A 25,892-nucleotide genomic window follows, 5' to 3' on the forward strand; every position below is an offset into this window, starting at 1 on the left:
GTCCAGTTTTCGCGCATCAGTTTTCGTATTCATACTTCTCTAACGCACGAGGCAGTATTTGGTGCACCGGTCAGTAAGTCGCCGCCACAGGCGTCAATCCTCCGGCGAACACGCCCGCAAACTGATAGACGAAGGAAATACCGCTGTAGCGCACGTCCGGCTCGAAAGCCTCGGAGAATAGCGACGACATGGTGCCGAACACCGCAGCATGGAACACCCCAAAGGGGATGATGATTGCGACCCAGACGGGCAATGCTGAATGGGCCGAGTTGTGCATCAGCATGAACGCCGGATAGGCCGAAAGACCTGCGAGCAATGCTCCCGTGCCATAGACGACCGGCTGTCCCACCTTATCCGACACTCGACCCCAAAAGGGAATGAAGAACGTCATCACCGCAGCGCCGAACACCACGCCGAGCAGCGCGGTCGTTCGCGGGAAATGCAGCGTCTCGGTGAGATAGTGGATCGAAAAGACGCCAAAGACGTTGAAGAACACACCGTCGATGACACGTGCGCCCATGCAGGCCAGCACCGTGCGCGGATACTTCCGGAACACATCGATGATCGGCAGCGCATCATGCTTCGTTTTCTTCGCCTTGTTGAAATCGTCGGTCTCGGCCACGTGCTTTCGCATGTAGAAGGTGAGGATCACGAGCACGCCGCTTGCGATGAAGGCCGAACGCCAGCCCCAGGCGAGAAACTGGGCATCGTCGAGCGCGTAGGACAGAATGGCGACCACGCCCGAAGCGAGGACAAGTCCAAGCGACATCCCGATCTGGGGCAAGCTCGCATAGTAGCCGCGCTTCGCCACGGGTGCGGATTCATACGTCATCAGCACGGCGCCTCCCCACTCTCCACCCAGTCCGATGCCTTGTACGATGCGACATGCCAGCAGAAGCAGCGGCGCTGCGATGCCAATGGACGAGTAGGTTGGAATCAAGCCGATCATGACTGTCGCGCCGCCCATCAGAAGCAGCGTGAGCATGAGCATTTTCTTTCGACCAAGCCGGTCGCCGAAATGGCCAAAAAGTACACCGCCCACTGGCCGTGCGACAAAGCCGAGCGCAAACGTGGAGTACGCGAGCATCGTCGAGACAACGGCGTCCGCTTGCGGAAAGTACAACCGATTCAAAACGAGTCCCGCGACGACACCGTAGAGAAAGAAGTCGTACCACTCGATTACTGCACCGAGCACGCTTGAGATCGTGACGGCTCTGAGATTCTCGGAACCTAGTGCGGCACGGCTTTGCATTGCGTCTTCTGCGACGGGGGGCGCGCCCGGCAAGCCCCGCCCTTGACTACGACTGTCCTGTATCAACATGGTTGTCTCCACCATTGTCAATCAACGTGCGGTGTACCCGCCGTCGACCATGATTGTTTGACCACTGATATAGCTGGATGCATCGCTCGCAAGAAACACGGCCAGGCCGTCGATGTCCTCAAGTTTGCCGTTGCGGCCGATGCATGTCTGGTCGGCATGCTTGCTCGCAAGCGCTTCATCGGCGAACACGGACGCAGTGAGCGCCGTAGGGAAAAACCCCGGGCCGATGGCATTGCACGTGATTCCGTGGCGTCCCCACTCCTGCGCAATCGCTCGCGTGAGCTGGACCACGCCGCCCTTGCCTGCGCCGTAGGGCGCGCTATTGGCGAACGCCCGATACGATTGAAGCGACGCTATATTGATGACGCGTCCCCAACCATGCGCTCGCATGAGCGGCGCGAGCTTCTGTGTGAGAAAGAACGGCGCGCCAAGATGAAGCGCCAATTGCGTTTGCCAGGTCTCGGGAGTCACTTCGGCGAAAGGCTGACGCAAATTGACGCCGGCAGCATTCACGAGAATATCGACGCGTCCATGCTGCTCGAGCGCCTCCTCTGCGCACCGAATCGCAGCCTGAGGCGAACTGACGTCGGCGACGATGAAACCCGCTCCGATGCCCTGGGCCGCGAGGGTTGCTGCTGCGTCACGCAATGCGCCTTCGCGTCGGGCCGCGATTACCACGCGCGCTCCGGCGCGTCCCAGCGCGCTCGCGATCTCGAGGCCAATGCCGGCATTTCCTCCGGTCACGAGCGCAACGCGTCCTTCAAGACTGAACATGCTAGCGAGTTCCATCGTTCACTCCGTCGTCGTGCGTTATCGAACTCAGACCTGCACAGCGTCGCCCTTTTCGAACTGCTCGTTCGGGAAGTACTTCTTCAGACGATCGTCCGCCGTGCGCGCGTGAGCTTCCATGCCTTCGAGGCGGGAGATGCGAGCGGTCACTTCGCCGATGCGTCGCGCGGCATCGCGCGTCATGCGCTGCCACGTGAGTGTCTTGACGAACTTGTGAACCGACAAGCCGCCCGAGTAGCGCGCAGCGCCCTTGGTCGGCAAGACGTGGTTCGGGCCACTGGTCTTGTCGCCGAACGCCACAGTCGTTTCCTCGCCCAGGAACAGCGAACCGTAACAGGTCAGGTTCTCGAGCCACCATTCAAGATCCGCCGTATGCACTTCGAGGTGCTCGGACGCATACCGGTCCGACACTTCGACCACTTCTTCGCGTGTGTCACAGACAATGACCTCGCCGTAGTCGCGCCATGCAGCCGCGGCAGCGTCGCGTGCGGTCGGCGGCAAATCGTCGATCAGGCGCGGCACGAGTGCCATGACTTCGGCCGCCAGCGCTTTCGACGTGGTGAAAAGCCACGCAGGAGATTCATGTCCGTGTTCGGCCTGTCCCACCAGGTCACTTGCGACGATGGCCGGATCGGCGGTGTCGTCGGCAATCACGGCGACTTCCGATGGACCGGCGAAGACGTCGATGCCGACCTTACCGAACAGAGTACGCTTCGCTTCCGCGACGAACTTGTTGCCAGGGCCGACGACGACATCGGCAGGCTTGCCCGTGAAAAGGCCATATGCCATCGACGCGATCGCCTGCACGCCGCCAAGTGTCATCACCACATCGGCGCCCGCGGCCTTGAAGCCATAGAGCACGTACGGATGAATGCCACCGCCGCGGAACGGGCTCGAGCATGCGATAACCGTTTTCACGCCCGCAGCCTTGGCGGTCGCAACGCCCATATAGGCCGAAGCAATATGGGCATATCGACCCGCCGGCGCATAGCAACCGACCACATTGACCGGGATCACACGCTGCCCCGCCGTCACGCCGGGGTGCAGTTCCACCGAGAAATCTTCGATGGAGCGGCGCTGCGCGACAGCAAAGTCGTGAACCTGCTTCACGGCGAAGTCGATGTCGTCGCGGATATGCTGCGGAACTTCGCGCGCGCGGCGCTCGATCTCTTCCCGCAGCACGATGATGTCGCCATCCCAGTGATCGAGTTTCTTCGCGTACGCCCGCACCGCCGCTTTGCCGTTGGTCTCGATTTCGGCCAGCATCTCCGTCACGACGCGCTGGGCCGTGGCCGTTTCGGTTTCCGGGGTCTTGGTGGCTTTCTTCAGATAAAAAACCGTCATGGTCCGCTCCTGATAGGGAAGATACTCGGTCACGCCTGAATGCAAGCGCTTGCATTTTCACAAGAAAAATAAGCCGGTAACTAGGCCGGCATCTGCGGTCGCTTGCCGTATAAATGCAAGCGCTTGCATCTATAATAAAACCACGAGTTTCAGTTTGAATCGGTATTGATACCTATAAGGCTGCTTCCGTGTCGGTGGGATGCTTCATCCCAGACTGACCAACGCAGAATCGTTACGATGAACGACGCAATTGAAACGACTAACGTCGAGCGACCACGATTGTCCGATGTAGCCGCGCTAGCCGGCGTGTCGACGGCCACGGTGTCGCGGGCTCTCTCGAATCCGGACATGGTAAAAAGCAACACGCGCGAACGAATCTTGCAAGCGATTGCGCGCCTCGGCTATGTCCCGGACGGTGCCGCTCGGGCGCTGGCGTCAGGCCGCGCCCGTATGGTCGGCGCTATCGTCCCAACGCTTGACAATGCGATCTTTGCGCGCGCCGTTCAGGGACTTCAGAGCACGCTTTCGAATGCAGGGTACCAATTGTTGATCTCCGCGCACGAATACAGCCTCGCGGCTGAAACGGAGGCGGTACACGCTCTGCTCGAACGGGCGGTGGATGCGCTCGTGCTCGTCGGCGCCGAACACGCGCATGAAACATGGGATATGGTGCGGGCCAGCCGAATTCCTGTGCTCATCACCTGGACCAATGCCGCTACCGCAAGCGAGATTTTGACGACGACGGCACCGCTCATCGGTTTCGACAACAGGTTGATCGGGAAGCTTGCAGCGGAGCATCTGCTGTCTCTTGGTCATCGGAGTTTCGGCATGATCTCAGGGATGACGCGCCAGAACGATCGCGCGCGTCATCGGGTCGATGGCTTTCGTAGCGAACTCGCTGAGGCAGGCATACGATTGCCCGAAGCAAACGTGATTGAACAACCGTTCGGGTTCGATGGAGGTCGTGCCGGACTCAAGCATCTGATGCAACTGCGCCCGCGCCCCACTGCCGTGTTCTGTGGCAACGACGTGCTCGCGCTCGGCGCGTTGTTCGAAGCGCAATCGCTGAATATAAAGATTCCGGATGAGCTCTCGATCGTCGGTTGCGACAACCTGCCCATCTCGTCGCAAATCACGCCCGGGCTCTCGACCGTATTGCTGCCGACCTATGAACTCGGGCAACGGGCGGCGCTTACGTTGCTCGACTGGCTGACTACTCATCGCCCGCCAGCGGATGTATGTCTGCCGATCGAACTCGTCGTGCGCGGAACCAGCGGCCCCGCGCCCGTCTGAGCGCTCGTTTATCGGGTCACGGCCTTAGGAGGCATTCCGAGCGTTTCCCGCATGCACACGTCGTCACGCTGTCGCTCCCAATGAGCGACGGCCACGGTGGCCACGGCATTGCCGATCATGTTTGTCGTTGCGCGGATTTCGGCGATGAAGCGATCGACGCCCAGCACGATGGCCGCGCCTTCGATAGGTATGTGCTTGAACGCGGCGAGTGTCGCGAGCAAGCAGATGAAGCTCGCGCCAGCCACGCCTGCCATGCCTCGCGAGGTCAGCATCGAAATGCCGACGAGCACCGCTTGCTCAGCGACCGACAGCTGAATGCCGAACGCCTGGGCGATGAACACTGCGCAAATAACCTGCGCAACGCACGTCCCTGCGAGATTGAACGTGTACCCCATCGGCATGACGATACCGACCACGCCCGTCGGGCAGCCAAGCGCTTCGAGTTTTTTCACGAGTTGCGGAAATGCGGCTTCGGATGACACTGTGGCAATCACCAGCAGGATCTCGCCACGAATGTATTTGAGCAGACGCCACAAGCTCACGTCACACATCAGGCAGATCCCGCCGAGTATCAGCACGATGTACGCGAGCGTCGCCGCATACACCGTGACGAGCAGCATGAACAGCGAGTTCATCGTGCCGAAGCCGAACTTGCCAACCGCATAGGCCATCGCGCCGAATGCACCAATGGGCGCGAGCCGCATCACGATACGCACGATGCCGAACAGCGCGCTACCAACGCCTTCGAAGAATTTGTAGGCCGTCTCCCCTGTCTTGCCCGCACGCGACAAGCCGATCGCGAAGAGCGTCGAAAACAGCACGACCTGAAGCATGTCGGCGTTCGCGAACGCCGACACCGCGCTGTCGGGAATGATGCCGAGCAGAAATCCCATCACACCGCCGGAAGAAGCATGCAGCGATCGCTCGTAGCCGTCCAGTACGCTCGCATCGATCGAACTGGGCGTGAGGTTCATCCCCACGCCGGGCTGGATGGCGTTGACCGCCCACAGCCCGATCAGCAAGGCGATGGTCGTCGTCAGTTCGAACAGGATGATGGACTTACCGCCGATGCGTCCGAGCGCCCCCGCCCCGCCCATCTCCTTCGCACCGAGCACGATCGTGACGAAGATGAGCGGCGCGGTCACCATCTTCACCAGTTTGATGAACGCCGTACTGAGCGGCGCGACGCTTTGCCCGGCATGGGGAAAGTAATGGCCGAGCAACGCGCCGGCTACGATTGCGATGAGAACCTGCACGTAAATCTGACGAAATATCTTTCGCATGCTTGTCTCCGGGCGTCCTGAAGGCGCCTGTTCAATATCGCTGGGGAAAGGGCTTTGGTGTCGTCGTGCTTCCTGATCGGGTGTCGTCGAACCTTAAGGTCGTGCTGCAGCCGTCTGGCGGATGTCAGCGTGCATCGACCCTGTCGGCTGCTTCGTTTGCGAGCGCTCGCAACTGATCGAACAGCTTGCGATTCAGCGCGATGCCCTTGCGCTCGTTTTCCGCCGCAATCTCATGGCGTCGATAACCGGGCAGGCGTACGTCGTCGTCCGCGAGCATCAGTTCGATGAGCGTCTCGATGCGTTGCTGGTAGACATGGGATCCCGCCAGCGCATCGGGGTCGAGCAGCCAGAACAAATGTCCGACCCGCGAGCGCGGTCCTTCTTCGGTCAGGAACGAACCCGCTTCCGAGCCGAATTGCGCGCCAGAAAGGGCGGCCGCGAGCAGTTCGACCATCAGTGCCAGCACCGCCCCCTTCGCGCCGCCGAAGGGCAGCATCATGCCGCCGAGCGCGGCGTGGGCATCGGTAGTCGGCTCGCCGTCGATGGTCGTCGCCCAGCTTTCCGGGATGGGCTTGCCGTCACGCGCCGCGACCATGATCTTGCCCCGCGCTACCTGCGACAGTGACAAGTCGATCATCAACGGCTCGGCACGTGCACGCGGAAACACGGCGGCAATCGGATTGGTGCCGAGCAAAGGATGCTTGCCGCCCCACACGGGCATCGACCCCGGCGCGTTGCTGAATGCGAGGCCGACCAGGCCCGCGCGGCCGACCGCTTCGAGATGGTAAGCACCGGCGCCGAAGTGATGACTGCGCGTGACGCTCGCCGCCGCGGTGCCGAACGTGCGCGCGCGTTCGATACCGGTCGAGATTGCGAGCGCGCAGGCGTCGAACGCAAGGCCATCGGCGGCATCGACGAGAAACGCCGCGCCCTTGTCGCGCACGATGGCAGGCACCGCCGCGGCGTCCACGCGGCCATTGCGCAACTGCGCGAGATACATCGGCAGGCGCGCGACGCCGTGCGACGAGAGTCCACGCGTATCGGCATAAATGAGCGCTTTCGCGGTGGCTTCAGCGGTGGCATCGGTGGCGCCCGCTTCGAGCAGGGCGCGGCGCGCCAGTGTGTGCAGCGCGTCGGGCGTGACGGCGATGTTGTGGGATGCGGTCATTTCTGCAAGTCCTGCGCCGGCCCGATCAACATGCCCGTGTCCTCTTCGAGGGCAGCGCGTGGATCGGCGAGTATGGCACGCGCCGTCTCGACATCGAACACGCCTTCCCAGCGCGCGACCACCAGCGTTGCCACCGCATTGCCGATCATGTTCACAAGCGCACGGATCTCGTTGAGCACGCGGTCGATGCCGATGATCAGCGTGATGCCCGCCACCGGAATGATGTTGTGCGACGACAGCGTTGCCGTCAACGCGACCAGCGCCGCGCCCGCCACACCCGCGCCGCCCTTCGACGTAAGCAGAAGGATCGCGAGCAGGCCGAGTTGCTGCATCAGCGTGAGATGCGTGTTGGTCGCCTGCGCGATGAACAACGACGTCATGGTCAGATAGATGGCCGCACCGTCGAGATTGAAGGAATATCCAGTCGGCAGTACGAGGCCGACGACCGACTTCGGACAGCCGATGCGTTCGAGCTTTTCCATCAACCGGGGCAGCACGGACTCTGTCGTCGACGTGCCGAGCACGATCAGCAGTTCCTCGCGCAGGTAGCGCAGCAGGGACCACAGACTCACGCCCGCCCATCGGCATGCCGTGCCCAGCACGAGCACGACGAAAAGAATACTCGTCACGTAGAAGCAAAGGATGAGCAAGCCCAGTTGCTGCAAGGTGCCGATGCCGTACTTGCCCACCGTGAACGCGATCGCACCGAACGCGCCGAGCGGCGCGAGACGCATGATCATCTCGACGATGCGCATCAGCGCGTCGCCCAGTTGTTCGATGCCTTGCGCAAGGAACTTGCTGCGCTCGGACATCAGCGACAATGCGACGCCAAACAGCACCGAGAATAGCAGCACCTGCAGGAGATCGCCGCGCGCGAACGCACCGACGACCGAATTGGGCACGAGTTCTTCGAGCAGGCTCTTGTGTTCCGCCGTGTGAACCTCGGTGACGAAATGCGAGACGGCGCCGGGATCGAGCGTCTTGGGATCGATGTCGAGACCGGCACCCGGGTGCACGATGTTCGCAACGACCAGCCCGATGACGAGCGCGATTGTCGTCACCACCTCGAAATACAGAATGGTCTTGAAGCCGACGCGTCCGACCTGCTTGAGGCTTTCCATACGCGCGATACCCACGGACACCGTACAGAAGATCAGGAGCGTGATGAGCATCTTGATCAGACGGATGAAGGTATCGCCGAGAGGCTTGAATTGCACGCCGAGTGTCGGCGCCAGGTAGCCGACGAGAATGCCGGCGGCCAGTCCGATCAGGACCTGGACGTAGAGATGCTTGAGCACGCGCAAGATGGTGTCTCCTCCACTCGCTGCTGCAAGATGTGACGACGGGCGCGAACCCGGTTCGCGCCGCTTCTGTGACGGCTGCCGAACCGGTGCGCGCACCGGGCGGGGACTGCTCGTTGTCTGCTTCTACGCGTCGATCAGTGTGCGTCGCCTCGGGCTTACGCGCTTTCGAACAGACGCGTGAGCACGAACTCGCGATGGCCGAGCGTTTCGGCGGCGGTCCAGCGGCCGTTGGCCGTGGCGAGCATGCATTCGAGCAGCTTGTCACCGGTTTGATCGAGGTTCTGCTCGCGTTGCAAGATACCGGACACATCCACGTCGATATGCTCGCCCATCGTACGAACGGTGCGCGGATTCGCGCAGATCTTGATGACCGGCACGATCGCATTGCCGATCACATTGCCCTGCCCCGTCGGGAAGAAATGCACCGCGAAGCCCGACGCCGCGCACAGTGTCACCATTTCCGCCGCGGCCGACGACGAGTCCATGAACCACAGACCCGAGTGCGTCGGTTCTTCGGCCTTGTCGAGCACGCCGTCGACCATGCACTTCTTGCCGATCTTCTGGATGTTGCCAAGCGCCTTTTCTTCGATGGTCGTGAGGCCGCCGGCGATATTGCCCTTGGTCGGCTGCGACTCGGAGAGGTCGTCCGTCTTCCAGCGGTTGATCATGTCCTGATAGCGGTCGAACATGAACTGGAAGCGCTCGCGCACGCCGTCGTTCGCGCAGCGCGCAGCTACGATCTGCTCGCCACCCGTGAGTTCCGACGTTTCGCCGAACACCAGCGTGTTGCCGAGCCCGTAGAGTTTGTCGAACGCATTGCCGACCGTCGGATTCGCGCCGCAGCCCGAGGTCGTGTCCGACTCGCCGCACTTCGTCGATACCCACAGTTCGCTGATGGGGCATTCCTCGCGCTCGAGCGCGGTCGCGTACTGAACCATTTCCTTCGCGGCCTTCGATGCACGCATGATCGTGTCATGGTCGCCGTGCAGCTCGATGCCGAAGCCCATCACCGGCTTGCCCGACTTGGCGATGCCGTCGACCACGCGCTTGGTCCAGCCTTCCTCGATGCCGATCACGATCACCGCCGCGACGTTCGGATTGCTGCCCGCGCCGATCAGCGTGCGGAAGTGCAAATCGAGGTCAGCGCCGAACTGCAGGCGGCCGTAGGGATGCGGAATCGCCATCGTGCCTTTGATCGCTGTCTCCACGGCCAGTGCTGCGGCATTGGACAGATCGTCCACCGGCAGGATGATGACGTGGTTGCGCACGCCGACGCGGCCGTTTTCACGCCGATAGCCGCGGAAAGTAGTGTCCAGTTGAATCACGCTCATGATGTCTCTCTCGATGTGGGGGTGAATGAAGACGGATGCGACTGATTGATTACCAGCGCTTCGTCTTGATGTTGTGCACGTGCGCGTGCTCGCCCGCCGTGATGGGCGCAACCACCTTGCCGATATCCACGCCGTACTTGAACACCGTGTCACCCACGCTCATGTCTTTCAGCGCCACCTTGTGGCCAATCGGAATGTCCTGTTTCGCGTTGACCGTGACGATCTCGTCCTCGTCCATGATCCATGCATTGAGCTGCGAACCCGCCCTGATTCCCTCAACTACCGCAACGCCGACCGTGTCCTTGGCTTCATGCAGCACGATGTGGATCGTCTTGCGCTCACTTGCATCGCCCTTCGCTGCACTGGTTACTCCCGCTGCTGCTTGGTTCATTTGCTCCTCCTGGTTGAAGAATCGGAGGCCAACTCGCTTGGCGCCGTCCGTTGAATGCATACTAGGCGTGCATCTCATCCATGTCAACTAGGTCATCTATATGTTTTAAATCTTTCGCGCGAGAAGGTACAATTGACGTCATGGAAAAATCAAGTTAGGGAGACGTGATGAGCACAGTCACGGTCATGCCAACGAGCCTGGGCGGCACGCGGTACAAGGAAGTCAAAGAGGCGATGCTCGCTGCGCTGACGGCGCAGGAATGGAAAGGCGGCGAGGTCATTCCGTCGGAGAAGCGCCTGGCGGAGCGATTCGGCGTATCGATCGGCACGCTGCGAAAGGCGATTGACGAACTGTGCGCCGAGAAGATCCTCATTCGCCACCAAGGGCTGGGCACCTTCGTTGCGCAGCATCGGCGTGATCGCCATTTCTTCCGATTTTTCCGGGTAGTGCGGCGCGACGGCGAGCGCACTTATCCCGCGGTCACACTCGTCAACTTCAAAAAGACGAAGGCATCCGCGCTCATTGCGGCGAAACTCGGGATCGAAAGCGGCGCCCGCCTTTTCGTATTTACGAACGCGCTGGCGTTGCACGGCAAAGTCGTGGTTATCGACACGGTCATGCTCCCCGAGGCGACATTCCCGGACCTCACCGAGACGATGCTGCGCGACCGGACGGATACGCTGTACAACTTCTATCAGGACGCGTTCGGCATCAACGTGACCGGCACCGATGAGCGCCTACGCATCGCCCGAGCGAGTGAACTCGAAAGCGAACTACTCAAGATCGACGTTGCCAGTCCGGTCCTGGAGGTCGAGCGCATCGCCTATTCGCTCAACCAGAAGCCGGTGGAATACCGCTTGACTCGTATCAACACGGAGGAATACGAGTACATCGCCAGTAAGATGAAGGATGGCGAGAGCTAGACTGCTCGAAGTTCGAAGCTTCGGCGGGCGGAATATAGCCGAGGTGTTCCATCAACCGACGATTGATTGAACGAGGCCACCCACTGCAGCGGTGCCAGTTCACGGATTTCCGCGTTCCCAGGTGCGGCGATGAATCAGTTCAGCCTTAATCAAGCCCTTCATCGTTTCAGCCAGCGCGTTGTCATAGCTGTCTCCCCGGATGCCCAACGACGGTTCGATGCCCGCAAATTGCCTACTTCGCTCAGGCCCGATTCGCTTCTCGACCACAGCCGATGTTAGGCGTTTCCGCTCTCGAATGGCCGGATCGGTAATCGAGAGCGGACAATCAACTGGTTAAGCAAAATGGCGGCAACGCACGCGCAGATGCCTCCAATCGCCAGAGTCGCGTAAGGCAACGTCCATTCATGCGTAACGTCATACACGGCACCGAACGCAGTGGGTGCCAAAGCACCGGCGCCGAAGCCGACCACAGAGCGCACCCCCATAACGCGTCCTATGTGGCATGGCGACACCTCATCTGTCATTGCAGCCGATAGAACGCCTGAGTCACCAAGAATAAAAAAGCTTCCCATCATCGCAATGAAGATGGTCCACGCCGGGCCCCATTGCGTTGCGTAGCCCATCAGCACGGAACACAATGCCCCCGCTGCTGCAACCCATATCAAAACCTTCGAACGGCCCCATCGGTCGGACACCACTCCGATGACGGCAGTCGAGACCATGCCCGAAAGGTGTATGACCGCTCCAATCAGCAGCGCGGCCCAAGGTGCGCTCAGCTTCAGCGGGGCGACAGCATGAGCGAGGAGCGAAGGTGTCCAGGCATAGTGACCCAACAGTTCCCAGCAATGTGCCACGTACCCCACCAACAAACACAGTGCTACCGGGGTGAACATGCCCCGCCAACTGAGGGACTCCGGTCGCGCTCGAGGCCTCGCGGTTTGTTCGCGTTCGCTTGGCGAAGCGCCCGTGAGACATATGTGGCCTGCCGAAGCGCCCATGACCACGCCTAACGCGCACACGCCGAATCCCGCAGCCACCCCGAAGGTTTGCGTCCCCCATAAGGCAAAAAACAGCGACAGTAAATAGCCAAGCGAACCAGCAGCGAGCATCATGCCTATTGCACTGCCTCGTCGCGACGGGGGACTCAATTCGCTCGCCAGGATCAGCGCCGGTGCGTACGAGCCGCCTTGAGTAAGTCCCACGAGGACAATCGAGATCAGCGCGGTATGCGGCGACCGTGCAAACATCGCGAAAAAGCCAAGCGCCACGGCGCCTGCCCAAGTCGACACGAGATACACGCGCCTCGCGCCGAAGCTGTCGCACAACCACGCTGCGACGAGCAACGCGACGGCATTCGCGAGATTAAAGGCGGTTTGAATCGATCCGGCTGTCGCGGCATCCATATGCCAGGCGTTCCGCAGCACCGGTAACGCGCCGGCGAAAGCCATGGTGCCCATACAGGTGCCGGCGCGGCCCGCGCATAAAAGTGTGAGCCGACTCACTCCGCGCCTCTGAGCGACCGTTGCAGGAGCGTGACGTCAAGCCAGCGATCGTGCTTAAAGCCTACATTCCTCAAGATGCCTGCCGGCACGAACCCGCATCGTGCGTGAAGGCGCAACGAGGCGTGATTGCCGTCACCGGCGACTGTCGCAATCATCTCGGTGAAACCTCGGTCACGAGACGCTACGACTAGCTCTTCGAGCAGCCGGCGTCCGATTCCCCGTCCTGCCGCGTCGGACGCGAGATAGACAGAGTGCTCGACCGTTCTGGCATACGCCGCACGCGGCTTGAAAGGCGCTGCGTAGGCATAGCCCAGAATACGGTCGTCCTCGACGGCCACCAGATAGGGCGCGCCGGCGGCGACAACATCGTCGAATCGCCGCTTCATCTCTTCAATCGAGGGCGGGACAGTTTCGAACGTAACGGTCGTGTTCGTCACGTAGTAGGCGTAGATCCGCGCGATCTCCTCAATGTCTGACAGGCAGGCCGCCCGGACCAGGAGGATTTCAGTGCATTGGCTCATGATTGTTTTCCACTCTCAATGCGCTAAATGCTATGGGGTGTCTAGAACGCTGACAAACGATGTCTTTTCCTCACTTGGTTGACTTATACTCAACCAACTATGCGACTTCCTCCCCTGACTGCACTGCGCGCCTTCGACGCCGCAGCCCGATTCGCAAGCTTCACATTGGCCGCGGAGGATCTCTGTGTCACAACAGGCGCCGTGAGCCGGCAAATCAGGCTGCTCGAAGCGCATCTGGGCGTGGAGCTGTTCACGCGGCATCATCGCAAAGTCATATTGACCTCCGCTGGCGAGCGGTACGCAGCATCCGTCGCCCGGATCTTTGCCGAGTTGGCTGAAGCGGGCGACGCATTAGGACGTGACATCCAACAGACGCTTGTTCGCATCGATTGCGTGCCCACGCTCTCGATGTATTGGCTCACGCCACGGCTTTCCCGCTATCGCGCGGAGCATCCCGACACGCGCATCGACATTACGACCAGCATCGGTCCGGTCGATCCCGCTGGATCGTTCGATCTCGCGATCCGTCGAGACACGCGGCATTTTTCCGGTCTGGCCAGTGAGCCATTCATGACGGAATGGTGCGTGCCGCTATGCAATCGCCAGTTTGCCGACGAACACGATCTCACGTCGCCCGAGAAACTCCTGCGGGCGCCGACCCTGCACATCCGCGCTCGGGAGGATCTGTGGCCAACCTGGACGAAGCGTTACGGCCTTCCTGCCTCGGCGCCGTTAAAACGAACGACGCTGGACCACACGTTCGCCGCGCTACAGGCGGCGGAAGACGGGCTCGGCTCGGTGGTCATGCCGCTATTGTTCGCGCGCAAACAGCTCGGGTCTGGACGTTTGTTCGCGCCCTTTCCCGACATGCGCGCTGAATCCGGACGGTATTACGTGCTCATGCGTCCAGGCGTCGGCGAACGAGAGGTGCTAGCTGTGAAAGCCTGGCTTTTGGATGAAGGCTCGCGAAGCAGAAACGATTGACGGGCCACCTCGACAGCAGCCTTACGGCTATCGAGCCGCGCGACGAACGATGGGCGCGGGCGCGTTGCTAATCTGAACATTCACGCATGAAGGCAGATTTGAGGCGAGCGCCGCGTTCAAGGCCGGCGCCAATTCTTTCCGTTTTGTCACGATTCGCCCGTAGCCGCCGAATGCCTCGGTCACCTTGTCGTACCGCGTAGGGAGCAAATCACAGCCGACCAAACGATCCGCACCGTACTCGCGCATCTGAATCTGGTGCTCTGCGTTCCAGCACGCGTCATTGCCCACGACTGCCACGAACGAGAGACCATAACGCACAGCAGTGTCCATCTCGGATGCGTGGAAGCCGAACGTTCCGTCTCCCAGCGTAGCAATGACGGGCGCTTTGGGCCGAGCCAGTCGTGCTGCGATGGCAAAGGGCAGCGCGGCGCCGATCGAACCCGCCACACCGTTCATCACTCGGGTCCGAGCGCTCAGACAGGCCTGCGACCATTGACCGAACTCGCCACCATCGGATACGAACACGGCGTCGGGATCACTGTCGAGAATGGGCTGAACCGCGGCACAGACGGTTGCCGCGTGCAACGGACCAGAGTCAGTCCGGCCAGGCCATGCTTGCGGCCGGTACGACACAGCCGCCTCCACTTCTTTCGTCCAGGCGTCGGCAGCGCGTTTTTCTTCTGCAAAGCACGCGTGAATCGTGTCCAGCGCGGCCCACGGGTCGGCCAGCGCCTTCGTGACGAGTCGATCACCGACCGCACGCTGAGTGCGCTCGATCTCTTCCCACTCCGGGTCGATCTGCATGAAGCGGCACCTGGACGAGAATGCAGGCGCGGCCCCGAAGCTCAACGTGAAATCGAGTCGCTTGCCGAGCAACAGCACGTAGTCCGCTTCGGCGAGCATTTCCGCAAAGGCACCGAGGCTCGGGTCGTTGATTCCGCGCGGGCTCTCCGTGCACACAATCGGGATGCCGCACGCCTTTCTCAACTCGGCGATCCGCTGCCGTCCCGTACGCGTGCAAAAAGCAGGGCCGGCGAGAATCAAGGGACGTGATGCAGATTCCAGATGCCGACGTATCGATTTGCAGGCAGCCGGTTGGAGCGCCTGAGTTGGCGGCTCGAACGATTCGTTCCCAACCTCGAACTCAGGACTGCCGGTAGCGTCGAGGACATCGACGGGCAAATTCAATTGGACCGGCCCCGGGCGTCCGCCCTTTGCCCGTTGGAGCGCAAGCGCGACATCGGCGGGGACGCTATTGAACGAGCGTAACGCACTCGCTTTCTTGACCAACGGCGCGGCAACCGCTGCTTGATCCATTTCCTGGAACGCGCCCATGCCAAGTTGCCCATTGGGCGCGTGCCCGGAGAGCAGAACCACCGGCGACTCCGCCATGCGCGCGGTATATAACGCCGAGACGGCGTTCGCATGCCCGGGTCCACCAGTGACCATGGCCACGCCGACCTCACCCGTCACCCGCGCCCATGAGTCGGCCATGTGAACGGCGGCCGCCTCGTGCCGCGTGTGTATCAGCCTGATGCCGGCCTCAAAACACGCATCGAACACCGGCATGATGTGATTGCCGGAGAGCGTGAAAATCTGCCGGACACCGGCCCGAAGCAAGGGCTGCGCGAGTAGGTCTGCGCCACGAGTCTTAGTCATTACGAATCTCAAGTTGCCGGAACGGGCGGCCTAGGCACCGCCGCGTCTTCTTCCTGCAGCACAGTCTCGCCGGGCTTCACAATGACAAACTGCACGGGCTGCCTCGCAATTTCCACTTTTTCTCCCGAAAGTCTCACGGTCGTAAAGGTGGAAGATTCAAGGTCCCCCGCCGCCGGGAAGTCCTCACGGAAATGCGCCCCACGGGAATTGTCGCGCGCAAGCGCTGCTTCCGTAATAACGCGGCTGACAGAAATCAGATTCCTCAGGTTCAGCCAGTCATGCCACTGCGCGTTCAGCGCGCGATCGCCGTCGACGACGCCCGTATCCATCAGCTTTGCCTGCATCGCGGAGAGGCAGTCTCTAGCCTTCACGAGGCCATCCTGGCTCCTGATAATGCCAACGTCCTTCCACATACAGTCGAACAGCGACTCCCGGATCGACTCGAGGTCCTTGCCTGTCTTGGCGAACGGTCGCTCCGCCTCTTTGATGGCTGCGAAGATCGACTGCTCATCCGGCGCGCGATAGCCGTTGTTGGCCTGCACCCAACGCGCCATGCTGTCGCCAGCGATGCCACCGAACACGGTCGAGTTGGCAACACCGTTGCCGCCGAGGCGGTTCGCCCCGTGCACGCCACCCGTGTCCTCGCCTGCGGCAAACAGCCCGGTCAACTCCGTCTGGCAATCCGCCTTGAACACCACGCCGCCCATCATGTAGTGCGCGGTCGGCACGACTTCGACTTCGCCACCCGCAAGATCAAATCCGCAGTCGGCGCAGCGCTCGACCATGCCTTTGAATTGCTTGCGGACTTTGTCAGGGCCGAGGTGGCTCATCTTGATATAGACACCGCCGTTTGGCGACGTGCGACCGGCACGCATTTCCGAATAGATCCCGCGCGAGACGATGTCGCGCGTTGCACGCTCGCCGCGGGGGTCGTACGTATGCATAAAACGCTCATGCTGACCGTTGAGAAGCTGCCCTCCCGCCCCTCGCAGACCTTCCTCGAGGACGGTGCCGGTCATGCGCGTGTGGCTCCCTGCGAGAAGCCCGGTTGGGTGGAACTGCACCATCTCCATGTCCCGCAGCGTCAGCCCCGCGCGCAGCGCCATCGCCAGCCCGTCGCAACTCTTGTCACCAGAAGGCGTGTGATACTTATACATGGTCGGGCCGCCGCCGGTTGCGAGCAATACCGCCTTGGCCTGCACGAACACGAACTCGCCGCTTCGCATGTCGATCATGAGCACGCCGGCAAGACCATCGCCGCTGGGCGTCTTGATCAGTTCGATCGCGCGATGCTCTTCCAACCGGTTAATGCCCCGGCTCCAAACCTGTTCAGCAAGGCGGTTGATGATTTCGATGCCTGTCAGGTCGCCCTTGTGGACGGTCCGGTCGAACGTTTGCCCGGCGAAGGCCTTCTGATGTATCGACCCATCGGGATTGCGGTCGAAGAAGCAGCCCAGTTCATTTTCGAGCTCGCGGACGCGTTCGACTGCCGTGCTCACCAACGTCCACGCCAGTTCCTGATTCGACAGCCACTTGCTGCCTTCGATCGTGTCCATGAAATGGCGTTCGACGGAGTCACCCGGCGCCAACGCCACGTTGTATCCGCCCTGAACCATACGCGTACAGCCGCATTTCCCTAAGAGGCCCTTCACCGCAACGGTAATCGACAATTGCGGCGCGTTCTGATGCGCGTGCAGCGCGGCAAAGAGGCCGGCGCCGCCCGAGCCGAGAATGAGGATATCGGTCTGGATTCGTTTGACGTTCATGATACTTGCACTCCGAGGCTTTCGAGCGCAACCGCTCGACGCTTGGCGGTGTCATCCTTTACCGCATCGTAGAGACTGGTGCCTTCGCTATCCATCGCGACGAGCAAAGGCCCAAAGCTCTTGATTTTGAATCGCCACAGCGACTCGGGATTGAGATCGTCGAGATCGACGGCTTCGATTCGCTCGATCCAGGTCGTCTCGAGCGCCGCCGTACCGCCGATGATGGCAAGGTATACACCGCCGAGTTCTTTGAAGGCCGCTTTCGATCCATCGCGCAAACCGCCCTTCCCGACGATCATCCGAACGCCGTACTGTTCCATGAGCGGCCGGGTGAAGCGCTCCATGCGATCCGACGTCGTTGTTCCGATACAGATCGGTTGGTAGCCTGCCGGATACTCGGCGCTGGGTGGGACCTTTCGAACATTGGGAGCGGTGTGGATGACCGCGTGCCCACGCAGATCGAAGTCAGTTGTTCGTCCCTTGTCGAACAGATGAATCTGCGTTGCGTCGCGAATGCCGTAAAGCGTTGTTTCAAGCGTGACCGTGTCGTTGACGCGCAGTTTGCGGATCGTGGCTTCGTCAACCGGAGTGGCGAGTTCGTAGTGAGCCATGGCGTCAGAATCCGTAAGTAATGCCTTCGTTCGAGAAAACCGCCTTTGCACGGCGAGCCGAGTGACATTGCATGTTCACCGCGATCGGATTCATCGTGATGTGTGTGGAAGCAAGTTCGATATGTACCGCGAACGCAGTGCTGTCGCCGCCCAGGCCCTGCGGTCCGATACCGAGCTTGTTGACCGCAGCGGACAGTTCCTTTTCGAGTGCCGCGCCTTCGGGGTCCTCGCAGTGAGTGCCGAGCTCCCGGGTCGCCGCGCGCTTGGCGAGCGCCACGGAAAGGTCGGATGTACCGCCAAGCCCCACACCGACAATCGTCGGCGGGCAAGTCTTTCCACCGGCCGAGACCACGCAATCGATAACAAAAGTCTTGATCGCGTCGATGCCTTCAGCTGGAACGGCCATTTTCAGGAACGAGTTGTTTTCCGAGCCGCTTCCCTTCGGCACCATTTCCAGCGACACCTTTTTCGGCTCGGCCGAGAAGTCGATATGAATCACCGGAACCTCGATTCCGCACGACGTGTGGTTGTTCTTTCGCGTGAGAGGATGAACCACGGACGAGCGCAGCGGATGTTCTTTCGTCGCCCGCTCGCAGCCGCGGCGGATAGCTTCCTTCACTTCAAAGCCGTCAAACTCCACACTTCGGCCGATGCTCACGTTGTAGATCGGAATGCCTGTGTCCTGACAGAGCAGATTTTCAGTTTCCTCGGCGACACGAATATTCGTCTTCATCGTCCCGAGCACGCGTTGCGCAACCGAAGACGTCTCACTCGACGAGAGCGTTTCGATGCCTGCTTTCACATCTGGCGGAAGGATCTTCAACGCGCGGATATAAAGCTCTTTAGCTGCCTCCTCGACAGCTTTCAGGTCGAGTTTCATGTTCTCGTCTCCAACTTTGATTGTAAGGTGTGGTTGTTCGGGCGGACTTCAGTGAACGAGCGCCAAAAGGAAAGCCAGGCCAGTGCATGCACTCGCTCCTGCGCCTAGTGCGAGCCAGTTCTTTCGCAGACCGCTCCACGGCAGGAACTCGATCGCCAGCAGCCGCAATCCGCCCATCAAATGAAGCGAGAGAAGGATGACCAATCCCCACTCGGCGAACTTGAATAGCGGTCTGTCGGTGAAGTGCAGAAAGCCATCCAGCGAGCCGTCATGCGAGAGCGCTTTGCCGAGCGCCCAGAAATGCACTGGGATGAAGAAGGCAAGCGCAAGTCCCGACAGGCGATGGACGAAAAAGGCCCAGTACGCGGGGTGAGATTTGGCACGGAAGTCGTTCTTTCTCATCACAGGATTACCCCCATCACCGCCCGCAGGCCGAGCGCAACCAAGCCAAGCGTCACAATCCCGCATGCAAAGTGAGCAGAGCGTCCCCGCCATCCGAGCCACTCTTCGGCGATTCTCAGAAGGCCGATCGGTACATGAACCGCGCAGGCCAGGACAAAGAGCGTATAGAACCCGGCGAAGAACCAGTTCTGATGCGTCCGTCCGAGGATGGCTTGCTCGCTGAGCCCGCTATGAACGGCGTACACGATAACGACAATGTGAAGGACGACGCATGCGGCGAGCACCATCGCGCTCATGCGCTGCCAGTACCACAAGCGAGCCTGCGTTCGCAAAGAAAGTGCTTGCATCACAGGTCTCCGTCGATGGCGGCCTTCATGACCATCCGCTTCAATCCTGCGATGCCCGCAGTCGGCGACAGTTGCTTAGGGCAACGCTCCGTGCAAGAGCCTTGCGTGTGACAGGAGTGGCATCCGGCGTCACCTGCGACTGCGCGCAGGCGTTCCGTGCCTTTGGTGTCACGCTCGTCATTCATCAAGGTCCACGCACGGTTCATGGCCGCAGGTCCGAGATAATCGGGCCTCCATGTCACGACGTCACAGGACGAGTAACACACGCCGCAACCGATACATTCGATGCCGGCATCGGCTGCTTCACGCTTCTTGCTTTGCGGCGAAACTTTGGCGAAGTCATCCTTGCGTGTCAGATCGCCTCTAAACTGCCCCTTCGCTCCCGCCCATTTGTCGAAGAACTGCTCCATGTTCGTCGCCAGGTCCTTGATGACCGGCAAATTGGAGAGTGGTGCGATCTCCAACTCCTGATCGACCGCGACCTTCGATACGTGCGTTCGGCAAGTCCAGCGCGCTTTGCCGTTCACGTTCATCGCGCACGATCCACACATCCCCACCCGACACGCATATCGGAATCCCAAATCCGGCTGGAGATTGCGCTGGATATACATCACGACGTCCAGCACGGTCTGGTTGGTGAACCGGGGCACATCGTAGGAAACCAGTTCGCCGGAGGTCCGCCCCCTCCAAACCTTCACACGGAGTGTCTTGTTGCTCATGTCGTCTCTGGTGGTGTTGTGCATCGCCTGAGAGAAGTCTGCGCGCAAGCAATGCAAAGAAAAAGCGAATAATTCTGCGGATTAGATAAAGGTTTTATTTAGGTTTCCGCAGTTCGTCGCTTCTGCACGAACGCCATTTTCGTTTCATCGCGTTCCTTTTCCAGCCCCGAGATGACGAGCGTCGCCACGGCATTGCCGATCATGTTGGTGACTGCCCGAATCTCGGAGATGAAGCGGTCGACGCCGAGAATCAATGCCGCCCCTTCTATCGGAATGTGTTTGAAGGCCGTCAAGGTCGCAAGCAGGGTGACAAACCCCGCACCGGATACGCCAGCCGCGCCTTTTGAGCTAATCATCGAGAGAACCATGAGTGCGATTTGCTGCTCCCACGTCATCGGCACGCCGTACGCCTGCGCAATGAACATGGCGCAAATCACCTGAGCGACGCACGTACCGTCAAGATTGAACGAGTAACCCATCGGCATGACGATGCCCACGACCTGCTTTGGACAGCCGAGTCCTTCCAACTTCTTGATGAGTTGTGGAAAGACCGACTCTGACGAGGTCGTAGCGAGCACCAGCAAGATCTCGCCCTTCAGATGCCCCAGCAGTTTCCAGAGACTGAAGCCGCTCATCCGGCAAATCGTTCCGATTACCACGACCAAAAAGAAGATCGTCGCAACGTAAACCGTGATCAGCAGCATGCCCAACGAGTGCAGCGCAGACAGACCGTATTTGCCTACGGCGAAGCCCATTGCACCGAGCGCGCCGAGTGGAGCTAGACGCATGATCAGTGCGACGATACGAAACAAGACGTCAGAGACAGACTCGAAAAAGGACAGGAGTGACTGGCCTTTGGGGCCCAGATATGACAGGCCGATCGCAAAGAGGCACGCAACCACGACGATCTGCAGCATGTCACCCGACGCAAACGGGCTCACGAAGCTGCTCGGAATCATATTCAGCAAGAAATCGACGAGGCCGCCGCTTCCGTGGTGCACCGAAGTCTGATACTGCGCCAGGACATGCGTGTCAGTCGTGCCAACCTGCAGATTCAACCCCGCGCCCGGTGCGAGCAGGTTCACCATGAGCATGCCGACCAGCAGAGCCAGCGTGGTAACCACTTCGAAGTAGATGAAAGTCTTTCCGGCGACTTTCCCCAGCGACTTGAGGTCACCAATCTGTGACGCTCCACAGACGATCGTTGTGAAGATGAGCGGAGGCGTGATCATCTTTACGAGGCGGATAAACGCATCCGACATCGGCTTCAACGCTTGTCCGAAGGTCGGGAAGAAGTGACCAATCAGAACACCAATTACGATCGCGATAAGCACCTGCACATAGATGTGTCTCAAGCTACGGCGAAGCATAGTGTCTCCTTCGGCTCATCGCTCTCAACGGTTCTTGAGATTCGATGAGCGCGTTCCTGGGCCGCGCCTTGTTCGCCTCTTCTAGGGCGGTGCAATAAGCAGGCGCATCTCTATTCTAGGAATGTTCCTCGTGAACAATGCGGCTTACGCGCTTTCGAACAGACGAGTAAGCACGAACTCACGATGGCCGAGCGTCTCAGCGGCCGTCCAGCGACCGTTAGCCGTGGCGAGCATGCATTCGAGCAGCTTGTCACCGGTTTGATCGAGGTTCTGCTCGCGTTGCAAGATACCGGACACATCCACGTCGATATGCTCGCCCATCGTACGAACGGTGCGCGGGTTCGCGCAGATCTTGATGACCGGCACGATCGCATTGCCGATCACATTGCCCTGCCCCGTCGGGAAGAAGTGCACCGCGAAGCCCGAGGCCGCGCACAACGTCACCATTTCCGCTGCGGCCGACGATGAGTCCATGAACCACAGACCCGAATGCGTCGGCTCCTCCGCCTTGTCGAGCACGCCGTCGACCATGCACTTCTTGCCGATCTTCTGGATATTGCCAAGCGCCTTTTCTTCGATGGTCGTGAGGCCGCCGGCGATATTGCCCTTGGTCGGCTGCGACTCGGAGAGGTCGTCCGTCTTCCAGCGGTTGATCATGTCCTGATAGCGGTCAAACATGAACTGGAAGCGCTCGCGCACGCCGTCGTTCGCGCAGCGCGCAGCTACGATCTGCTCGCCGCCCGTGAGTTCCGACGTTTCGCCGAACACCAGCGTGTTGCCGAGCCCGTAGAGTTTGTCGAACGCATTGCCGACCGTCGGATTCGCGCCGCAGCCCGAGGTCGTGTCCGACTCGCCGCACTTCGTCGATACCCACAGTTCGCTGATGGGGCATTCCTCGCGCTCGAGCGCGGTCGCGTACTGAACCATTTCCTTCGCGGCCTTCGATGCACGCATGATCGTGTCATGGTCGCCGTGCAGCTCGATGCCGAAGCCCATCACCGGCTTGCCCGACTTGGCGATGCCGTCGACCACGCGCTTGGTCCAGCCTTCCTCGATGCCGATCACGATCACCGCCGCGACGTTCGGATTGCTGCCCGCGCCGATCAGCGTGCGGAAGTGCAAATCGAGGTCAGCGCCGAACTGCAGGCGGCCGTAGGGATGCGGAATCGCCATCGTGCCTTTGATCGCTGTCTCCACGGCCAGTGCTGCGGCATTGGACAGATCGTCCACCGGCAGGATGATGACGTGGTTGCGCACGCCGACGCGGCCGTTTTCACGGCGATAGCCGCGGAAAGTAGTGTCCAGTTGAATCACGCTCATGATGTCTCTCTCGATGTGGGGGTGAATGAAGACGGATGCGACTGATTGATTACCAGCGCTTCGTCTTGATGTTGTGCACGTGCGCGTGCTCGCCCGCCGTGATGGGCGCAACCACCTTGCCGATATCCACGCCGTACTTGAACACCGTGTCACCCACGCTCATGTCTTTCAGCGCCACCTTGTGGCCAATCGGAATGTCCTGTTTCGCGTTGACCGTGACGATCTCGTCCTCGTCCATAATCCAGGCGTTGAGGGTCATCCCCGCGGTGATGCCTTCCACGACAGCAACGCCAACCGTGTCTTTAGCTTCATGCAAAACGGCGTGAATCATTTAATACTCCTCATCGTTAAAGATGGTTAAAGCCTTTGATATCCACAAGCGCCTTCGAACGTCGGTCTGATCGCTCCAAATTTTGTCGCTTGCTCAGCCTCTCAAAGGAAAAGACCGAGTGCGGTGCTCGCTGAAAGATTGATACCGGATACGAGCAGCACCAACCAAAGCGCTTTAAGCAGTCGCGCCGGCGAGACTCTTCCGCGAAACCACGTGCCCAGACACAGGCCAATCGCACCACAAGGAAATAGGCAGAGCGTTAGCATCAGCACCTCAGGGTTCTTGTACAGACCAGATGCGCTGAACATTAGCAGTCGAAGCAATGCCGTAATCGTAATCAGCGTGCTGATCGTTGCCCGGCGTTGGTCAGCATTGCTGAGCCGACCAGCCAAGTAAATTGTGTAGAGAGGTCCACCTGTTCCGAAAATAGCGGTCAAACAGCCCCCAGCAAGCCCTAACGGCACAGACCACGCCGGCCCGATTGTGCTGAAAGTTTGGCGCGACACCAAACGCCACGACGAATAAATGAGTAGCGTCCCTCCCAGCAGTAGCTTCAATGGTCCCTCAGGCGCCGCGACGAGCACAAAAACACCTGACAACAAGCCGATCACCAGCCACGGCATTAACCGACGCAGTTCCGCCGCCGATACGAGTCGAATACCTCGCATCCCTACGAGCAACCCAGCGGCCAGATCCAAAATCAACATCACAGGCGTCGCGGTTCGCAGGGCCACGACTTGCGTGAGCACTGGGATTGCAACGATTGATGAACCGAAACCAGTCAATCCGTAGACGAAATAGCCGACGGAGACGCTCAATCCCGCGACTAGCAGCTGACCGACTGTGAGCCCAAGCCAAGCGGCAGAGTTGAGGGAGTCAACCGTGCTGAAGAGCGAGCCGATCACGGCCGTGCCGCGCGACGGGCGGCGCAGGAGCGGTCGATGTCGCAGTGTTTAACATCATGCGGGGCGAGCAAAAGCGGTGACGGCTCGCTGATGAGTGTCGGCGCACGGTTTTGCGTACTCATGGCGGTGTCTCCGAGTGTTGTAGGGCTTTTTCTCTTGTGTTGGAAGGATTATGATCGGGACTCGAGTAAAGAAAAACCGAGTAATTATTGGCCTTAGCAAAAGTCATGCTTTAGTATTGCCAGACTCGCTGCGAGGAGTGGAATGCCGTCGATCAGAACTCTGAAGATTTTTCTCACCGTCGCTCGCTGCGGCACCTTCGCGTCTGCAGGAGATCAGGTAGGGTTGACGCCGGCCGCCGTTGGACTGCAGATTCGGTCGCTCGAAGAAGAACTGGGCGTTCAACTGTTTGACCGAAGCGCTCGGGCTGTCGTGTTGAATCCGGTCGGTCGCTCCCTGGTGCGTCGGGCCGAGCAGGTCGTAAGTCAGTATGAGTTGCTGGAGGCGTCGGTCAGCGGTGGAGAGATGTCTGGCACTGTCGTCATTGGTGCGTTGGTCTCCGCACTCATGGGTGCGTTCGCGGATGCTCTATGGTCCATTAGGCGCCGATACCCGAGTCTCGATGTACATTTGTTGGCAGGGATGTCGAGCGACTTTGCACTCAAGGTGGAGAGCGGCGAATTGGACGCCGCCGTCGTCACCCAGTCACCCAAACCTCTTCCATCAAGTCTTAACTGGTGCCCGCTTTACTCCGAGCCGATGGTCCTAATCGTGCCAAGATCTCCTCACTTCGATCTGCCAGAGGACCCGCAACAAATGCTCGAGATAGCTCCTTTCATGAGATTCGAGCGAAGCACTTGGACGGGCATCCTAGTTCAGGACGTACTCAAGCGGTGCGCGGTCCAAGTGAACGAAGCCATGGAACTCAACTCGATCGAGGCGATCATCGCACTCGTCCGTCAGGGCTTCGGGATCTCGATTGTTCCAAAGCTGGCGAACGTCGCGTGGGAAAAAGACGACGCGCTCGAACTCTTCCCGCTTGAGGGCGTAGATGTTCGACGGCATGTAGGCTTGCTTGAACGCGCCAGCCATGGACGCATGAATTTCACCGACGCAATCAAGAAATACTTCGATCAAGGCTGACGACCGCCTCCTCTGAAGAGAGACCGTCGATCAGCAACTTCATTGGATCGCCTTCCGCACGCGCGGTGTCGATGCCATTCAGCGACGACGTCGGCCCGCTCAAGCGGTCAAGCGGTCAAGCCGTGTGATTTCGAACTGAAAAGGCAGGTCCGGACTGCGGAGCGGCCATTCAAAAATGGTGCGGCCGAACTCAACGAATGTCGCTTCCTGGCCCAGACCGTGTCAAAACGCACAGCCACTCGAATTGACAAAGCGCTTTCTCGGCGCAAGTCGCGTCTTTCGTTG

At 60.1% G+C, this 25,892-nt stretch carries 25 protein-coding genes and 1 pseudogene; 4 read left to right on the forward strand and 22 right to left on the reverse strand.

All coding sequences use genetic code 11. The features are described 5' to 3' along the window. Window positions 1–70: 70 nt before the first annotated feature. The 3 genes from AWB78_RS36745 to hpsN all read right to left on the reverse strand — a co-directional run bounded on the left by AWB78_RS36745 (window position 71) and on the right by hpsN (window position 3,454). Complete coding sequence (locus tag AWB78_RS36745; RefSeq protein WP_074173621.1) at window positions 71–1,252, reverse strand: MFS transporter; 1,182 nt, start codon at window positions 1,250–1,252, stop codon at window positions 71–73. Between the two features lie 90 nt (window positions 1,253–1,342). Beyond that, entirely contained in the window at window positions 1,343–2,110 is a 768-nt protein-coding gene (locus AWB78_RS36750; RefSeq protein ID WP_062611633.1) for an SDR family NAD(P)-dependent oxidoreductase, read from the reverse strand. 30 nt (window positions 2,111–2,140) lie between these two features. Further along, window positions 2,141–3,454 (reverse strand): sulfopropanediol 3-dehydrogenase, encoded by a 1,314-nt coding sequence (gene hpsN, locus AWB78_RS36755; RefSeq protein WP_062611634.1) that lies wholly within the window; start codon window positions 3,452–3,454, stop codon window positions 2,141–2,143. A 237-nt stretch (window positions 3,455–3,691) separates the two neighbouring features. Between hpsN and AWB78_RS36760 the strand changes: the two genes are divergently transcribed. Continuing rightward, a complete protein-coding gene (locus AWB78_RS36760; protein ID WP_062611635.1) occupies window positions 3,692–4,747 on the forward strand; it encodes a LacI family DNA-binding transcriptional regulator in 1,056 nt (351 codons plus the stop codon). Window positions 4,748–4,755: 8 nt separating this feature from the next. Here the strand turns inward: AWB78_RS36760 and AWB78_RS36765 are convergent, their stop codons facing one another. The 5 genes from AWB78_RS36765 to AWB78_RS36785 form a co-directional block, all read right to left on the reverse strand. Beyond that, window positions 4,756–6,030, reverse strand: coding sequence for a cation:dicarboxylate symporter family transporter (locus tag AWB78_RS36765; protein WP_062611636.1), 1,275 nt, complete (start codon window positions 6,028–6,030; stop codon window positions 4,756–4,758). Between the two features lie 124 nt (window positions 6,031–6,154). Next, window positions 6,155–7,198 (reverse strand): Ldh family oxidoreductase, encoded by a 1,044-nt coding sequence (locus AWB78_RS36770; protein ID WP_062611637.1) that lies wholly within the window; start codon window positions 7,196–7,198, stop codon window positions 6,155–6,157. Beyond that, window positions 7,195–8,502 (reverse strand): C4-dicarboxylate transporter DctA, encoded by a 1,308-nt coding sequence (gene dctA, locus AWB78_RS36775; RefSeq protein WP_062611638.1) that lies wholly within the window; start codon window positions 8,500–8,502, stop codon window positions 7,195–7,197. Before dctA (AWB78_RS36775) ends, AWB78_RS36770 begins: the two co-directional genes overlap by 4 nt. A 155-nt stretch (window positions 8,503–8,657) precedes the next feature. Then, a complete protein-coding gene (locus tag AWB78_RS36780) occupies window positions 8,658–9,833 on the reverse strand; it encodes a UxaA family hydrolase (protein WP_062611639.1) in 1,176 nt (391 codons plus the stop codon). Window positions 9,834–9,882: 49 nt separating this feature from the next. Further along, window positions 9,883–10,152, reverse strand: coding sequence for a UxaA family hydrolase (locus tag AWB78_RS36785; RefSeq protein ID WP_044043862.1), 270 nt, complete (start codon window positions 10,150–10,152; stop codon window positions 9,883–9,885). Window positions 10,153–10,391: 239 nt separating this feature from the next. Here AWB78_RS36785 and AWB78_RS36790 point away from each other — a divergent pair, with 239 nt between their 5' ends. Further along, on the forward strand, window positions 10,392–11,147 hold the full coding sequence (locus tag AWB78_RS36790) for a GntR family transcriptional regulator (protein ID WP_062611640.1): 756 nt from the start codon (window positions 10,392–10,394) through the stop codon (window positions 11,145–11,147). On the opposite strand, the pseudogene AWB78_RS45975 reads toward AWB78_RS36790, so the two are convergent. The 3 genes and pseudogenes from AWB78_RS45975 to AWB78_RS36800 form a co-directional block, all read right to left on the reverse strand. Continuing rightward, window positions 11,092–11,372 (reverse strand): annotated as a pseudogene (locus AWB78_RS45975) (integrase core domain-containing protein); the annotation flags it as partial. The gene AWB78_RS36790 and the pseudogene AWB78_RS45975 overlap by 56 nt on opposite strands. Window positions 11,373–11,422: 50 nt before the next feature. Continuing rightward, window positions 11,423–12,649, reverse strand: coding sequence for an MFS transporter (locus AWB78_RS36795; RefSeq protein ID WP_198399423.1), 1,227 nt, complete (start codon window positions 12,647–12,649; stop codon window positions 11,423–11,425). Next, on the reverse strand, window positions 12,646–13,170 hold the full coding sequence (locus tag AWB78_RS36800) for a GNAT family N-acetyltransferase (RefSeq protein ID WP_062611641.1): 525 nt from the start codon (window positions 13,168–13,170) through the stop codon (window positions 12,646–12,648). Before AWB78_RS36800 ends, AWB78_RS36795 begins: the two co-directional genes overlap by 4 nt. Before the next feature lie 99 nt (window positions 13,171–13,269). Here AWB78_RS36800 and AWB78_RS36805 point away from each other — a divergent pair, with 99 nt between their 5' ends. Beyond that, window positions 13,270–14,154, forward strand: coding sequence for a LysR substrate-binding domain-containing protein (locus tag AWB78_RS36805; RefSeq protein ID WP_074173623.1), 885 nt, complete (start codon window positions 13,270–13,272; stop codon window positions 14,152–14,154). Window positions 14,155–14,181: 27 nt separating this feature from the next. Here AWB78_RS36805 and AWB78_RS36810 read toward each other — a convergent pair whose 3' ends face one another. From AWB78_RS36810 to AWB78_RS36860, 11 genes are all read right to left on the reverse strand, one after another. Next, complete coding sequence (locus AWB78_RS36810) at window positions 14,182–15,813, reverse strand: thiamine pyrophosphate-binding protein (RefSeq protein ID WP_062611643.1); 1,632 nt, start codon at window positions 15,811–15,813, stop codon at window positions 14,182–14,184. An 8-nt stretch (window positions 15,814–15,821) separates the two neighbouring features. Next, window positions 15,822–17,579 carry an L-aspartate oxidase gene (locus AWB78_RS36815; RefSeq protein WP_062611644.1) on the reverse strand — a complete coding sequence of 586 codons (1,758 nt, stop codon included), beginning with the start codon at window positions 17,577–17,579 and terminating at the stop codon, window positions 15,822–15,824. Beyond that, complete coding sequence (locus AWB78_RS36820) at window positions 17,576–18,190, reverse strand: fumarate hydratase C-terminal domain-containing protein (RefSeq protein WP_062611645.1); 615 nt, start codon at window positions 18,188–18,190, stop codon at window positions 17,576–17,578. The genes AWB78_RS36815 and AWB78_RS36820 overlap by 4 nt, the downstream gene beginning before the upstream one ends. A gap of 4 nt (window positions 18,191–18,194) precedes the next feature. After that, complete coding sequence (locus tag AWB78_RS36825) at window positions 18,195–19,070, reverse strand: fumarate hydratase (RefSeq protein WP_062611646.1); 876 nt, start codon at window positions 19,068–19,070, stop codon at window positions 18,195–18,197. 48 nt (window positions 19,071–19,118) lie between these two features. Continuing rightward, complete coding sequence (locus AWB78_RS36830) at window positions 19,119–19,472, reverse strand: succinate dehydrogenase/fumarate reductase transmembrane subunit (RefSeq protein ID WP_062611647.1); 354 nt, start codon at window positions 19,470–19,472, stop codon at window positions 19,119–19,121. Then, the gene (locus AWB78_RS36835) at window positions 19,472–19,819 is read right to left on the reverse strand and encodes a succinate dehydrogenase/fumarate reductase transmembrane subunit (RefSeq protein WP_062611648.1); all 348 of its coding nucleotides are present in this window, start codon (window positions 19,817–19,819) and stop codon (window positions 19,472–19,474) included. The genes AWB78_RS36830 and AWB78_RS36835 overlap by 1 nt, the downstream gene beginning before the upstream one ends. Beyond that, window positions 19,819–20,538 (reverse strand): succinate dehydrogenase/fumarate reductase iron-sulfur subunit, encoded by a 720-nt coding sequence (locus AWB78_RS36840; protein ID WP_062611654.1) that lies wholly within the window; start codon window positions 20,536–20,538, stop codon window positions 19,819–19,821. The genes AWB78_RS36835 and AWB78_RS36840 overlap by 1 nt, the downstream gene beginning before the upstream one ends. 98 nt (window positions 20,539–20,636) lie before the next feature. After that, entirely contained in the window at window positions 20,637–21,908 is a 1,272-nt protein-coding gene (dctA, locus tag AWB78_RS36845; protein ID WP_062611649.1) for a C4-dicarboxylate transporter DctA, read from the reverse strand. Between the two features lie 144 nt (window positions 21,909–22,052). Next, on the reverse strand, window positions 22,053–23,228 hold the full coding sequence (locus AWB78_RS36850) for a UxaA family hydrolase (protein ID WP_062611639.1): 1,176 nt from the start codon (window positions 23,226–23,228) through the stop codon (window positions 22,053–22,055). A 49-nt stretch (window positions 23,229–23,277) separates the two neighbouring features. Next, complete coding sequence (locus tag AWB78_RS36855) at window positions 23,278–23,559, reverse strand: UxaA family hydrolase (RefSeq protein WP_062611650.1); 282 nt, start codon at window positions 23,557–23,559, stop codon at window positions 23,278–23,280. A gap of 101 nt (window positions 23,560–23,660) precedes the next feature. Next, entirely contained in the window at window positions 23,661–24,464 is an 804-nt protein-coding gene (locus tag AWB78_RS36860) for a sulfite exporter TauE/SafE family protein (protein ID WP_062611651.1), read from the reverse strand. A 264-nt stretch (window positions 24,465–24,728) separates the two neighbouring features. On the opposite strand from AWB78_RS36860, the gene AWB78_RS36865 reads away from it, so the two are divergent. Beyond that, entirely contained in the window at window positions 24,729–25,607 is an 879-nt protein-coding gene (locus AWB78_RS36865) for a LysR family transcriptional regulator (protein ID WP_062611652.1), read from the forward strand. The last annotated feature ends 285 nt before the right edge of the window (window positions 25,608–25,892 follow it).

It is taken from the genome of Caballeronia calidae, assembly GCF_900044055.2.
Lineage (GTDB): Bacteria > Pseudomonadota > Gammaproteobacteria > Burkholderiales > Burkholderiaceae > Caballeronia > Caballeronia calidae.